The organism is Pseudomonas sp. WS 5079 (assembly GCF_012985465.1).
GTDB lineage: Bacteria > Pseudomonadota > Gammaproteobacteria > Pseudomonadales > Pseudomonadaceae > Aquipseudomonas.
The window spans coordinates 450,631-464,421 of record NZ_JAAQWN010000003.1 but is presented as its reverse complement, the minus strand read 5'-3'; the positions used below and the strand labels follow the sequence as shown (position 1 = coordinate 464,421).

At 58.6% G+C, this 13,791-nt stretch carries 10 protein-coding genes; 3 read left to right on the top strand and 7 right to left on the bottom strand.

All coding sequences use genetic code 11. From position 1 onward, the window contains the following. Nucleotides 1–118: 118 nt before the first annotated feature. The 4 genes from HBO05_RS10775 to vgrG all read right to left on the bottom strand — a co-directional run bounded on the left by HBO05_RS10775 (nt 119) and on the right by vgrG (nt 6,635). A complete protein-coding gene (locus HBO05_RS10775; RefSeq protein ID WP_169952171.1) occupies nt 119–631 on the bottom strand; it encodes an EF-hand domain-containing protein in 513 nt (170 codons plus the stop codon). Nucleotides 632–777: 146 nt separating this feature from the next. Beyond that, nucleotides 778–1,560 carry a hypothetical protein gene (locus HBO05_RS10770; RefSeq protein WP_172312594.1) on the bottom strand — a complete coding sequence of 261 codons (783 nt, stop codon included), beginning with the start codon at nt 1,558–1,560 and terminating at the stop codon, nt 778–780. An 8-nt stretch (nt 1,561–1,568) separates the two neighbouring features. After that, a complete protein-coding gene (locus HBO05_RS10765; RefSeq protein ID WP_172312592.1) occupies nt 1,569–4,235 on the bottom strand; it encodes an SH3 domain-containing protein in 2,667 nt (888 codons plus the stop codon). Nucleotides 4,236–4,265: 30 nt separating this feature from the next. Continuing rightward, nucleotides 4,266–6,635 carry a type VI secretion system tip protein VgrG gene (vgrG, locus tag HBO05_RS10760; RefSeq protein ID WP_172312590.1) on the bottom strand — a complete coding sequence of 790 codons (2,370 nt, stop codon included), beginning with the start codon at nt 6,633–6,635 and terminating at the stop codon, nt 4,266–4,268. 388 nt (nt 6,636–7,023) lie between these two features. Here vgrG and pncB point away from each other — a divergent pair, with 388 nt between their 5' ends. Together pncB and nadE are read left to right on the top strand one after the other, a co-directional pair. After that, complete coding sequence (pncB, locus tag HBO05_RS10755; protein WP_172312588.1) at nt 7,024–8,238, top strand: nicotinate phosphoribosyltransferase; 1,215 nt, start codon at nt 7,024–7,026, stop codon at nt 8,236–8,238. Between the two features lie 3 nt (nt 8,239–8,241). Then, on the top strand, nt 8,242–9,069 hold the full coding sequence (gene nadE / locus HBO05_RS10750; protein WP_169952181.1) for an ammonia-dependent NAD(+) synthetase: 828 nt from the start codon (nt 8,242–8,244) through the stop codon (nt 9,067–9,069). Nucleotides 9,070–9,202: 133 nt separating this feature from the next. Here the strand turns inward: nadE and azu are convergent, their stop codons facing one another. After that, a complete protein-coding gene (azu, locus tag HBO05_RS10745; RefSeq protein ID WP_172312586.1) occupies nt 9,203–9,649 on the bottom strand; it encodes an azurin in 447 nt (148 codons plus the stop codon). 382 nt (nt 9,650–10,031) lie between these two features. On the opposite strand from azu, the gene HBO05_RS10740 reads away from it, so the two are divergent. Next, nucleotides 10,032–10,220 carry a hypothetical protein gene (locus tag HBO05_RS10740; RefSeq protein WP_169952186.1) on the top strand — a complete coding sequence of 63 codons (189 nt, stop codon included), beginning with the start codon at nt 10,032–10,034 and terminating at the stop codon, nt 10,218–10,220. A gap of 81 nt (nt 10,221–10,301) precedes the next feature. On the opposite strand, the gene HBO05_RS10735 is transcribed toward HBO05_RS10740, so the two are convergent. Next, nucleotides 10,302–11,198 carry a transglutaminase family protein gene (locus tag HBO05_RS10735; RefSeq protein ID WP_172312584.1) on the bottom strand — a complete coding sequence of 299 codons (897 nt, stop codon included), beginning with the start codon at nt 11,196–11,198 and terminating at the stop codon, nt 10,302–10,304. Next, on the bottom strand, nt 11,198–13,684 hold the full coding sequence (locus tag HBO05_RS10730) for a circularly permuted type 2 ATP-grasp protein (protein WP_172312582.1): 2,487 nt from the start codon (nt 13,682–13,684) through the stop codon (nt 11,198–11,200). Before HBO05_RS10730 ends, HBO05_RS10735 begins: the two co-directional genes overlap by 1 nt. Nucleotides 13,685–13,791 lie beyond the last annotated feature (107 nt).

Sequence of the window (13,791 nt, the reverse complement as noted above, 5' to 3'; positions counted from 1 at the left end):
GATGTGATACACCTGCCCATGCGCCGGTAGTCCAACCTTTGTCGCCACCTCATCCCACCAACTCATTTGCTTGATCCGCTCTTTCTCCGCCAACCAGTTAAGGTGCGGGGTCGAACCACTATGACCAAGCACTTCGTCCAGCGCGTCCCACTTCTGCGGCTTGTAGTGCCACTCGCTTTCGTAATGAATGACTAACTGCGACAGCGATTGCGCGTGCGCTGGTAGCGCTAATCGCTGCTTGCAACTCTTCAGCGGTCATTTTCCCATCGTGGTCACGGTCGATGATGTCGTACAGACGACTCTTCATCGGCCCTTTGTCCGACGCATCTGCCAAGGCGCCATGACGTTCGAGTTGGTCCTCACTGAAGCGGTTAGCGGCCCGGAGGAAGGAGGCCAAAGCTTGCCGAGGGGTGTCGTAGTTGAAGATCGTATCGTAGCCCTCCCACGACCAAGGATTAACCCAGAGGGTGACCCCAACTTCTTCGCGTACCCAGCCGTTGAGCAACGTATTGCTGGCATCGTGGAGCAGCCCATCAAGGCGGTACCAGTTGCAGGCTTTGCGTTCTGCCGTCGCAGGGACCACGATTTTGTTCTCAGCAAGTAGGCCATCGAGCAGGCTCTTAGGTACCAATAGATCGGCATCACTATAGCTTTCAATCTTAATTCCCCCCTAAGGTACCTGGCTCTATTTCGGCCTTGCTCATACTGCAACAATCCTGGAGCTTCTTTAATATATATTGCTAAAACCCCCTATTGTTTCCGCGAATGACTCACACACTAAAACTCATTACAGCCATCAAGATCGCTACACTTAAGCCATCCTTCAGTAGTGGTACTTCCTGAGAATCTAAATTCAATCCATTCTTCACCGCGCGCCTTTCCCCCTCCAAGAATCGTAACTTCATCCCCACGTATCAAATACTTTCTTGTCGGTTGCGCAGCGCCTAGCGAAGAAAAAATCCAAGCCTGGAGAGAAGCCACCTTAGCGATCAGTGGAGTTCGCTTTTCAAAATCAACTTCATCAGACACTAACAGCCTAACAAACGAACCATCAGGGAGATATTCTTTCCGAACTATTTCTCCACACCCAACGCAACGATCCGAGATTTTAATGTACGCCTTCCCACCTTTAACAACATAGACATCCTCAGCCCATACTGCTCCGTCCTTATAAGAGCTAATAACATAGCCATGGCGAATTTTAAAATCACACAGCCCGCCCCCGCTGAACATCAATTCACTCAATGATCGATCGCTATCGGTATAATGCAGCACCCTTGAACAAGCGTTTACCCTTCCCCCGCCCAAGTTAAAAACAACTTCCCCTACCCCATCCCCAGTCAAATCCTCAACATGAACATCCTCATACACGTCCTCAATTTCACGCATAAAATCGCCAGGTGGCGATAAGCCATATGACTTTCCTTGCTCAAAAACGGATAGCTTAAGAGGAAAGCGACTCTCCACCTCTAGTATCGGCAAAGATCCACTAGCATAAGCCACAGATGAAAAAGCAAAGTAAAGAGATAGCCCACCTGCCATCGCAATAGAAGAGTTCATCCTACTCATTATGCTAGCCCCCACTCTTTTCGTATTGCCTCGTATACCTCCACGCGCTCATGCAGGCCATTATCGCCCCCATTCACGGCCAAAGTCACAAGCCGAACATTACCAGGCTCATTATCCACCAAGACATTAATATCACCCTGTGCATTATGCCGCCTACTGACAGCTCCATTATGCCGCCAATACCAACACGAAACATCTATAGCATCGAACATATTTTCAGCGAGCATATTCGGAACACTAACAAAATCAACTCCCCTATAACTAGAATAAGCGACATAGTTGTTTTTCCATGTGAGTTGAATCAGTCCCCTCCCCTTATATTTTGGACCATCGCCAATCTCCGTATTACCGTTAACTATAGCACCAGAATGCCTTCCAGGGTCATACTGTGTACCGGCGGCAAACTCAACTGCTGTTTCAAAGGCGGCAGACTCATGGAAACATTGAGCAATAAAGTGCGCCTGCTGGTACGGGGTTATTATTTCATACCGCTCAAGAGCATCATTTAGCTCGACAACAAACCTATGCTTATCATACTTATATATTCGTGGATATTTCTCTTCAAACTCTCGCACGAACGCACGACCTCCCCCACGCCCTGTGAACCAGTTGCCCGACTTACCAGTTACCCTTTCCAAAAGTTCTACTGTAATTCTCCGCTCACTAGCTTGAAACCTGCCCGCCAGCCCCACCGGGTGGATGTGATACACCTGCCCATCCGCCGGTAGTCCAACCTTTGTTGCCACCTCATCCCACCAACTCATTTGCTTGATCCGCTCTTTCTCCGCCAACCAGTTAAGGTGCGGGGTCGAACCACTATGACCAAGCACTTCGTCCAGCGCGTCCCACTTCTTCGGCTTGTAGTGCCACTCGCTTTCGTAATGAATGACTAACTGCGACAGCGATTGCGCGTGCGCTGGTAGGCTAATCGCTGCTTGCAACTCTTCAGCGGTCATTTTCCCATCGTGGTCACGGTCGATGATGTCGTACAGACGACTCTTCATCGGCCCTTTGTCCGACGCATCTGCCAAGGCGCCATGACGTTCGAGTTGGTCCTCACTGAAGCGGTTAGCGGCCCGGAGGAAGGAGGCCAAAGCTTGCCGAGGGGTGTCGTAGTTGAAGATCGTATCGTAGCCCTCCCACGACCAAGGATTAACCCAGAGGGTGACCCCAACTTCTTCGTGTACCCAGCCGTTGAGCAACGTATTGCTGGCATCGTGGAGCAGCCCATCAAGGCGGTACCAGTTGCAGGCTTTGCGTTCTGCCGTCGCAGGGACCACGATTTTGTTCTCAGCAAGTAGGCCATCGAGCAGGCTCTTAGGTACCAATAGATCGGCATCGCTGGGAGTGCTGGCGTCCCTCAGGGTGGGCGGCTGTGTGGCGTTGAAAGCAGGCTGATGTGCCACCACGGCGGTGCCCTTGGCAATTTTTAGCCAGCTCTTGCTAATAGCGGGCAGTCGCTTTGCCCAGTCCCGGCTGGCCTCGATGAACGTTTCCACCTCATCGCCACTGAATACTTCCAGGTGCAACTTCTTTTCCGGGTGCTCTGCACAACTGTCTTGATACTTGCCGATGTGACCGATTAGCTCGCCGGCCTTGATGGCTATGGGCTGGTCAAGGACCACGATGCGGTCAGCCATAGGTTCTCGCGCACCCTCCAGCGAATTGAAATGAACGTACTGGTTCACTCGCTCCAGCTTTCGAAACGCCCCCTCACCGCTGATTGTCACTTCCGTGCCATTTGGCAACGTCGTAATAATGGTACTGCTGGCATTCGCTTCTTCGCGGACATTCAGAGCGGTGGCGTTGATGCGAAACTCACCTCCAGCGATAGGTTCCAGCTTGTCAAAGAAAAGGTAGCCGCGCAGCGAGCCATCGGCACTTTTCAGGACATCTGGCCCGTTGGAGTTTTCCAGTTTTCGAAACTCACCCTCACCGCTGACGGTCACCTCCGCGCCTCGTGGCAGGAGAGCGAGTACTTTGCCCCGCTGTACCTGGTTACGCACATTCAGGCCCTGCTGCCCAGGATGCCCTAGGAGTACGTCTTTTACCGTTGCCTTGACCCGACGGCTCTGCCCCTCGGGCCAGAACGCCGGGCGGGCGATGGCAGGGTCACGCTGATGAACCGTCCAATCCTGCAAGTGCATGTACAGGCTGTAGAAGGTCAAGCAGGGCGGCATGTCCGTACTGCCCTCGATCTTCGGAGCTTCGAGTCGATGACGTGCCAGCACAAAATTACGTGAAAAGGGCTTTTGCACAATCAGTGTATTGACGAAGTAGCTCGTGGTCGGCGAGTGCTCGTCGATGCGGTAAGCCACCACTTCGCCGTCGGCCAAGCAATGCACGCTGGATTGTTGTTCCAGAGAGCCTGCGGTACCGCTGTCAAAATGCACGCCACCGTGCCACAGGCCATTGCGTCCTAACGGGTAGTAACCCGATGCCGCCTTGGCCAATTGGGTTAATTGCAGCAGTGGGGGATTTTTATCCTTGAAGGGATGGCTCCAGTTCTTCAGCGGTTGCGGAGTCGCGGCGCTTGCTGGGGCCAGCGCATGAGGCTGAATGGGATGTGTATCTAGCGTCGGCAAGATTGGGGCATCTGACGCATAGACTTGTGCCTCCCGGTAACTGCTGAAGAAATCAAGAAACCGAAGTAACGAATTGGCCATGGTGTGCTTCACTCCTGGTTTGCAAAGGGATCAGCCAGAGAAATCCATCAGTCCCAGGGACTTGGATTTATGCTCGGTCAATTGAGGTGGCTGCGGCATTTCCAGTACTTGCTGAGCGGGGCCCAGATAGTCGAAGTGCCCCGACTTGATGTTGTAGTCCCCTGGGGTACCGGACTCGATGCGGCTCTGATCAAAGGTGATGTAACTGCCCCCTGCATTGAGGGTGATTTTCTTTTTCGCAACGATGCGAACTTCATCTTCGGTACTGATGATCTCCAGGCCATGGCGGGCCATCAGTTCCAGGGTGTCGTTCTGTGCCTTCACACTCACCGGCCCTTGGTTGGCGATCAGCTTGATGCCCAGCTTGCGCACAAACAGGCTTACCCCCTGACCCACGCCTATAAATAGTCGCTTGATCACGCTGATATCAGCCTCTGCCCCGACGTTAATCATCAGGTTGCCCTGCGCAGCCAACTGCAAATGCTTGCCGCTGGTGAGAACGATGCCCTGGGGAGCACTAAGAAGCACCACAGCCGCTTTGAGCGTATCGAGTTGGTCTCGCATCAACGTCAGTTGCGCCTGCACATCCGCTGGATCCGCGTTGGCGGCCTGGGCATCGACCGACAACCCGTCCAACTGGTCGCCGGCCCGCTGTAACCGGCCCAAGGTGGCATCCATTTCCAGCATCTGCCCCTGAGCTTTGGATTGCGCGTCAGCACTGATGAAGACGCCGCTGCCCGCCCGGATAGCGGCATGCCCGTCCGTGCGCAACTCCGCGCCCTGGCCTCGTGGCTGTCTCTGGCCATCGACGACATACCCCAGGTTGAGCTGGCTCTTACCGCTGTACTCCGTACTGAGCTTGACGTGCTCCTGCCCCCGCGTGTCATCCATACGCAGTTTGTTATTCGCCGGCGTACGCAGCACGTTGCGTTTGTAGTTGCGCAAGGTCACGTGGTCGACATGCTGGCTGTCGTGCAACGCATGGGCAATGTAGGGCCGGTCGGGGTCGCCCTGTTCGAAGGCGATGGCCACTTCGGTGCCGGGGATCAGCGGCAGGTGCAGGCCGTGGGTGTCGCCGGCGTATGGGCGGGCCAGGCGTAACCACAGGCTTTCTTCGCCGGGTTTCCAGCTGTCGCGGTCGAAGAGGAAGTTAACTTTGTATCGACCTTCGATATCGATATGGCCGTACGGGTCGTGCTCCTGCGGGCTGGTGACGCGGGCCGGGACGGTGCCGGCGATTTGTGGCTTTTTTTGCAGCGGGGGGCGGAAGCACACAGTTTCCGAGTAAGGAATCGCCTCAAAGTTGACCTCAAAACTGCGATCACGAGCAGCACGGGTGGTCAGGTGGGTAATCACCGCACCGGGGCCAAAGGCTTGCGGGGCGCCGCCGGAGATTTTCAGGACTTGGCCGGGTGCCAGGGTGGCGCTGCTGCTGGTGCCGCTGAGGTGAGTCTGGTCGTTGAGGTAGCGTTCGTGACGCAGGCGTGCGTAGAAAAAACCGCTTTCACTTTGCAGGTCTTCGTCCTGGGCATGAGGATCGCCGAGGCCGGTGTAGGGTTCAGCGTAGTGATAGGCCTCGCCGTAGGTGGTACTCGCGCCACGGCTTTGGTCGACGTCGCCGTTGAGTTGGGCGTTGGCGACACGGTGGTAGTAGGCGCGGATGTTGACGTGCTGCTCCACCACCTGATGGCTCGATTGCAAGGCCCACACGCCGTCTTGCCCGCTGCTGCTGGTGCCGGACTGCGGACGGTAAGGCAGCTCGACGTCGAACTGGTAGTGACGCTGATCATCGTGAAATTCCACCACGTCGATGTTCAGGCGTTCGTCGCGGGTGAGGCGGTACCAGATGCCCACGTCGGCCAGCAGACGCGAGATAAAGGCCAGGTCGCTTTCGCCGTATTGCATGACCTGTTCGCGCTTGGGGTATTCGCGCACCAGGCTGAAGAGAAAGTCCTGGCCTTCAAAATCGTGGCGGCTGCGCAGGATACTTTCGACAATGTCCGGTACTGATTGGTGTTGATAGATACGAAATTGTTGGCCCCGTCCCAGCAACGCCAGACGCGGTTCCAGGATGACTTCGTAGCGGGCTTCGTCCAGCGAGCCGGACAGGCGCTTGAATCCGGTGACCACGCCATGAAGTGTGCGCAGTGGTTTAGCCGCCAGTGGGGTGAAACCGCGCCTCTGCACATTTTGCGGCGCACCATTCATGCTGAAACTGGCACTCTGCCCAATCATGGCACCGGCAGTAAGATCACGCTCGATACAGGTGAACTCAACACGATAGACAAAGGGCAGGCTAAGCCGCTCTTCGCCGGTGAAATTCAAGACATCAAGGCGGGGCTCAACGTTGCGCACCCTCAGGGTGTGTCGGCTGTGGTCGAAAAAGGGAGTCGAATTCATTGGCGCTCCCTATTCAGCACACAAGACACCGGGTCGCCCCTTCGCTGAAACGTGTGGCTCGAACCTGCTGATACAGTGCTGGATATCATTCATGTCAGTCCCTGGGTAAGCCTCTTCACAAAGAGCCAGGAGGGTAAAGGCTCTTTATCACCCAGTAATGTCGGAGCATTCGTCTTTCCCAGAAGGGAACTTCTCGATTCCTTTTTCTCACCTTGAGCACCGGGATCGGCATGACGTCATTGAGGCTCACAGTGGCCAATATCGGCCTGGGTGGCCCTAGCAAAAAAACTGCTGGCAAAACGGCACAAATCTATGCGCCACTAGCACCCTTCCTTTAATTGCGCGTACAAGGTCGGCGCCATCGCCGCCCCGTTTGGAGATTCCCGCCATGAGCGAGAGTGTGTTTGCCGATCGCATCGTGCAGAACCTGCTCGACACCGACTTCTACAAGCTGACCATGATGCAGGCGGTGCTGCACAACTACCCCAATGTGGAAGTTGAATGGGAGTTCCGTTGCCGTAACAGCGAGGACCTGCGCCCCTACCTGGCAGAAATCCGCTACCAGATCGAGCGCCTCGCCGAGTTGAGCCTGAGCCCGGATCAGTTGGGCTTCCTGGAACGCATCAGCTTTATGAAGCCGGACTTCCTGCGCTTCCTTGGCTTGTTTCGCTTCAACCTGCGCTACGTGCAGACCGGCATTGAGAACGGCGAGTTGTTTATCCGCCTGCGTGGCCCCTGGCTGCATGTGATTCTGTTTGAAGTGCCGTTGCTGGCCATCGTCAGCGAAGTGCGCAACCGTTATCGCTACCAGACCATCATCCTGGAGCAGGCCCGTGAGCAGTTGTATCGCAAGTTCGACTGGCTGACCGCCAACGCCAGCAACGATGAACTGGCCGAGTTGCAGGTCGCGGACTTCGGTACCCGCCGGCGCTTTTCCTACCGCGTGCAGGAGGAAGTGGTGAATGTGCTCAAGCACGACTTCCCCGGCCGCTTCGTCGGCACCAGCAACGTGCACCTGGCCCGCGAGCTGGACATGAAGCCCCTGGGCACCATGGCCCATGAATGGATCATGGCCCACCAGCAACTGGGCCCGCGCCTGATCGACAGCCAGATCGCCGCCCTCGATTGCTGGGTCCGCGAGTACCGTGGCCTCCTGGGCATCGCCCTGACCGACTGCATCACCACCGATGCCTTCCTCAGCGATTTCGATCTGTACTTCGCCAAGCTGTTCGACGGCCTGCGCCATGACTCCGGCGACCCGGTGCAGTGGGCCGAAAAAGCCATCGCCCATTACCACAAGCTGGGCATCGAGCCGATGAGCAAGACCCTGGTGTTCTCCGACAGCCTGACGCTGCCCAAGGCCCTGGAGATTTTCCGTGCGCTGCGCGGGCGGATCAATGTCAGCTTTGGCATCGGCACCAACCTGACCTGTGACATTCCAGGTGTGGAACCGATGAGCATCGTGCTTAAAATGACCGCCTGCAATGGCCAGCCCGTGGCGAAGATCTCCGATGAAGCGGGCAAGACCCACTGCACGGATCCGAACTTCGTCGCCTATTTGCGCCACGTTTTCAAAGTACCTGCCATCTCTAGCGAGGAGTGAATCATGCAAGCCGTACAGCGTGAGATTGCCCAACAGCTCAAGGTCCAACCACCGTTCCAGGACCACGCCGCCCTTGAGGCGGAAGTGGCCCGGCGGATTACCTTTATCCAGGACTGCCTGCTCAACTCGGGGCTCAAGACCCTGGTACTGGGCATCAGCGGCGGTGTCGACTCCCTGACCGCAGGCCTGCTGGCCCAGCGGGCGATGAAAGAGCTGCGCGCGCTCAAAGGTGATGAGGCTTACCGCTTTATCGCGGTGCGCCTGCCTTACGAGACCCAGTTCGACGAGCACGATGCCCAGGCCAGCGTGGACTTTATCAACCCCGACGAACGCCACACGGTCAATATCGGCCCGGCGGTCAAGGCCCTGGCCAACGAAGTAGCGGCCTTCGAAGGCAAGGCTGCGGTGTCTCGTGACTTTGTGCTGGGCAATACCAAGGCGCGGATGCGCATGGTTGCGCAATACACTATCGCCGGCGCAGCGAGCGGCCTGGTGATCGGCACCGACCATGCGGCGGAAGCGGTGATGGGGTTTTTCACCAAGTTCGGTGATGGCGCGTGCGACCTGGCACCGTTGAGCGGGCTGGTGAAAAACCAGGTACGCGCGATTGCGCGGCACTTTGGTGCGCCGGAGTCGCTGGTGGAAAAAATCCCGACGGCCGACCTGGAAGACCTGTCACCGGGCAAGCCGGATGAAGCGTCCCATGGCGTGACCTATACCGAGATCGATGCGTTCCTGCACGGCCAGCCGGTGCGTGAGGAAGCGTTCAGGATTATCTGCGAGACCTATCGCAAGACTGAGCACAAGCGGGTGATGCCGTTTGCGCCTTGAGGTGAGGCGGGGGGTTGTGTATTGATTGTCAGGCCGCTATCACCGGCAAGCCCGCTCCCACAGTTGAATGTATTCATACATCAAAATGTGGGGGCGGGCTTGCCGGTGATGAACGATAACGCGGCCTGTGGCCTTACTTCAGGGTCACAGTGCCTTTCATCATCGAGATGTGGCCTGGGAACGAGCAGAAGAACATGTACTTGCCGTCAGCCTTGAGCTTGGACACGTCGAAAGTCACCGAATCAGTCTCGCCAGCGCCGATGATCTTGGTGTGGGCGATGATGCGGGCGTCGTCTTTTTTCAGGTAGTTGTTTTCGATACCGGCAGCCATGCCCTCGGTTGCAACCGGCTGCATATCAGCCTCAGTGGTCAGCACCCAGTTATGGCCCATGACGTTCTTTGGCAGGTTACCGGAGTGCTTGAGCTCAACGGTGAACGTCTTGCAGCTCTTGTCGATTTCAATGGCCTTGGTGTCAAAGGACATTTGGTCGGTGGAGTCGACAGTGACCTTGCACTCTGCAGCAAGCAACTGGCCGCTAGCCAGAGTCAGCAGGGAAACAGCAACGATTTTGGCAAACATGTGAATCTCCAAGGCAGGGTTTAGAAAACGCATATGCGACAAGGGTGCCTGAGGCAGGCAGATGTTCCAATGATCTGAATCAACAAATTGTATACAACTTTAGGCTATCAGACTGATCGACAGAATCAACCAGCCAAAGTGCCGCACGGGGCCTATGATCGGCTCATCTTTGTTTCCTGGAGTCCGCCCCATGCACCTCAATAGCCTGTTATGCAGCCTGCTTGCCGCTTATGCCTGTGGCGCCAGCGGTACTTACGAAACGGTTAATGTCGACTAACGTTTAACCTAGAGAGGCGATTCTGAAACCCGATTAACCCTTGGGGCACGTTTAAAGGCAGAATACCCGCCGCTCAACCTCACCTTCGACCCCAGAGGATCGCCCATGGCAAAACCTAATTACTCCTTCGCCAAACGTCAGAGAGACTTGGCCAAGGAACAGAAGAAAGAGGAAAAGCTGCAACGCAAGAAAGCTGCGGCCGACGAAGAAGCAGGCGCACTGAACCCGGATGCCGAGGGTGAAGTGGCTGCTGACGATACCCAAACACCGAAAGACCAGGCACCCGAGGCCTGAGTAACCACACAGGCTTATGTAGGAGTCGGCTTGCCGGCGATGGCGGCGCCCGGTAGACCACTGTCGCCGGCAAGCCGGCTCTTACAGTGGGTCTAATGGCATCACCGTCACCCGCACTTCCGGGTCATGGCTGCCCCCTCCCAGGATCACCCCGCGCAACGGCGAGACATCGGAGAAATCCCGGCCCCAGGCCAGGGTGATGTGTTCCAGTGCCGGCTGCACATTGTTGGTCGGATCAAAATCCACCCAGCCCGACAACGGGCAAAACACCGACACCCATGCGTGCGACGCATCGGCGCCGATCAGCCGTGGCTGGCCGGGCGGCGGCTGGGTCAGCAGGTAGCCACTGATATAACGCGCCGCCAGGCCCCGTGAGCGCAGGCAGGCGAGCATCAGGTGGGCAAAATCCTGGCACACCCCCCGTCGACGCTCCAGCACCTCCACCAGCGGCGTGGCCACCTGGGTGGCTTCGGCATCGAAGGTGAACTCGCAAAAAATCTTCTCCATCAACGCCTGTACCCCCAGCAACAGCGGCCGGCCGGGCGCAAAGCAGCTCTGGGAGAACTCGACGAAGTTTTTCTTCAAGTGCACGTAGGGCGACTCGAAACGATAGCGGCACGCCTCGATGGCCTCCAACGACAATGGCTGGCCGCTGTAGGTCAGGCGGTTGCGGGTCTGGTCCCAGGGCGGTGACTGGCTGAAGTCCAGCACGGGCCGGGCCAGCACTTCCACGGTCAAGCCAGCGTTGACCAGCAATTCATCATGGGGCCGCTCGAACGCCAGCCGGGTGATCGGGTTGCCAAACACGTCCAGCTCATCACGACGCGCTGTCGGCTCGGGGCTGATCTCCAGTTGCCGCGAGGTACAGCGCTGCCAGGCACACGGGCGCGGCCATAAGTGCGCCAGTTGCTGGGCCAGGGACACCGGGCTGTCATAGTGGTAATGGGTATCGTGGAAAATCTGGTAGCGCGCGCTCATCACACAGACACCGTTTGCTGGCTGACATCATCTACATGGGCAAAATGGCGCAGGGCCAGGCGATCGGAGACCTGCCCGCTTTCATCGGCGACCGCCTGCAGCAGGTCCGCCAGGCCATCGAGGGCCCCGCGCACGCTGGCATCACCAAACAGCGGGTTCTCCAGGCAGCCCAGGTCAAAGCGCGCCAGGCGCTCTACCAGCGGCGCCAGTCCGGCCTCGCGGGGCACGCCGAAGTCATCGTTGAGCCGACGCAAGGTGCGGCTCACCAGCTTGAGCTGGAACAGCACCGCATGGGGGTTCTGTTCATCCAGCAACAACAGGTCCAGCACCGGAATCAATTGCGGCACCGCCAGGTAGCGCGAACGGTAGGTGATGCTGCTGTTGCCCAGCTCCAGCAACCACTCCAGCCCGGCCTGGTCGAACACCGCCACCCCGCGCAGGAAGGCCGCGAGGCTGCTGCTGAGAAATTGCAGGCGCTCGATGCGCCGACCCATCATCAAAAAGCGCCAGCCTTCGTCGCGGGTCATGTCGTCGAGGGCAAAGCCGGACAGCGCCGCCAGGGACATCACCAGGCGGTTGAGGAAGTCCAGCAACTGGCCAAAGTCCGGCGCTTCGCGCTCCAGCTCCAGGGCTTCGCGCTGCAGCTCCACCAGAGCCTGCCAGTTCTCTCGGGACAGCTTGCCGCGCACCTGGGACGCCGCCCACTGCAAGCGCTGCAGGTTGGCACGCAGGCTCGACGGCCAGTCATCACCGAGCAGGGCCTGTAGCAGGCGCTCGGGCAACTCGCCCTCCTCCGGCAGCAGGCGCAGGCTTTCGCCGAGTTCCACGGCGGCCTGCAAGGCCAACGGGTCGTCACCATCGACATAGCGGGCGAGGACGATGCGCAGCCAGCGCGCGCTGTCATCGCAGCGCTCGCAGTAGCGGCCGAACCAGAACAGGTTTTCTACCACGCGCGACGGCAGGTACGGATCGCGGCGCACCAGGTCATGGGTGCCGATCACCCTCTGCGCGCGCCATTGTTCGCCGCCGGGGGCACGCTCGCCCAGCACCCAGGTGTCCTTGCTCGCCCCGCCACGCTGCATCGACACCACTTCGGCGTCCGCATGGGCCGCCACGCGGGTCAGGCCACCCGGCAGCACCCGATAGCCATCCTCACCGGCCACCGCGTACACACGCATGCCGATGGCGCGATGTTGCAAATGGTCATCCACGGTGTGCCAGACCGGCGCCTGAGACAGCTGCGCCAGCTCCTGGGCCACGTAGGCGTATGGGCGCGCCTGCATGCGTTCGGCCAGGGCCTGGCGTTGTTCGGCATTCAAGTCGCGGCCAAATACCGGGGCAAAACTCTGCGAGGGAAATGCTGGCTTGATCAGCAGCTCCGGCAGTTTTTCCAGGGCTTCGGCCAGCACCGGCGCTTCGCCGCACCACCAGGTGGCGATGGACGGCAGGATCAGTTCTTCGCCAAACAGAAACTGATTGATCTTCGGCAGGAAACCCAGCAGCCCAGGGGACTCCAGCACGCCGGCGCCCAGGGCATTGGCCACCAGCACATTGCCCTGGCGCACCGCGTCCAGCAGGCCGGGCACGCCCAGGGCCGAGTCGGTGCGCAGCTCCAGGGGGTCGCAAAAATCATCGTCCAGCCGCCGCATGATCGCGTGCACGCGGCGCAGGCCGCTGAGGGTTTTCAGGTACACGGTGCTGTCGCGCACGGTCAGGTCGCCGCCTTCTACCAGGGGGTAGCCAAGCTGGCGGGCCAGGTACAGGTGTTCGAAATAGCTTTCATTGAAGCGCCCCGGGGTCAGCAGCACGATCAGCGGCGGCTGGTCATCGCCGGGGGCCTGGCGGGCCAGGGTTTCCTGCAGGGTGCGGAAGAACCCGGTGAGGTGCTGCACCTGCAAGTCGCGATACAAATCCGGGAATGCGCGGGAAACGATGGTGCGGTTTTCCAGGGCGTAGCCGGCACCGGACGGCGCCTGGGTACGGTCCGCCGTGACCCACCAGCGGCCATCCGGGGTGCGCGCCAGGTCCACCGCGTACAGGTGCAGGAACACCCCATCGGGCGGCTGGATGCCCTGGCAAGGCCACAGGAAGTTGTTATGCCCAAACACCAGCTCTGCCGGCAGCAAGCCTTCGGCAATCAGGCGTTGCGGGCCGTACAGGTCGGCCAGCACCGCATTGAGCAAGCACGCGCGTTGGGCAATGCCTGCCGCCAAATGCGCCCACTCATCCGCCGCCAATACGTGGGGCAGCAGGTCCAGTTCCCATGGGCGATCGGCGCCCTTGGGGTCGGCATAGACGTTGTAGGTCACGCCGTTTTCCTGGATCTGCCGCGTCAACAACGCCTGGCGCTGGGCCAACTGCGCCGGGGTGCTGCGTTGCAGATGGTCGAGCAGGCGCTGCCAATGGGCGCGCACGGCGCCGCTGTCATCCAGCAGTTCGTGATAGGTGCCCGCAGTCAGCGGGTAACGGTCGAGCAAGTCGGACATGGAACGCTCGGCAGGGGCAAGGGGGCTCAGATTAACCCAACAAACATTGCAAATCCTCTGTGGAAACTGGGCTTGCGTGGGAGCGGGTTTGCTCGCGATAGCGGTGG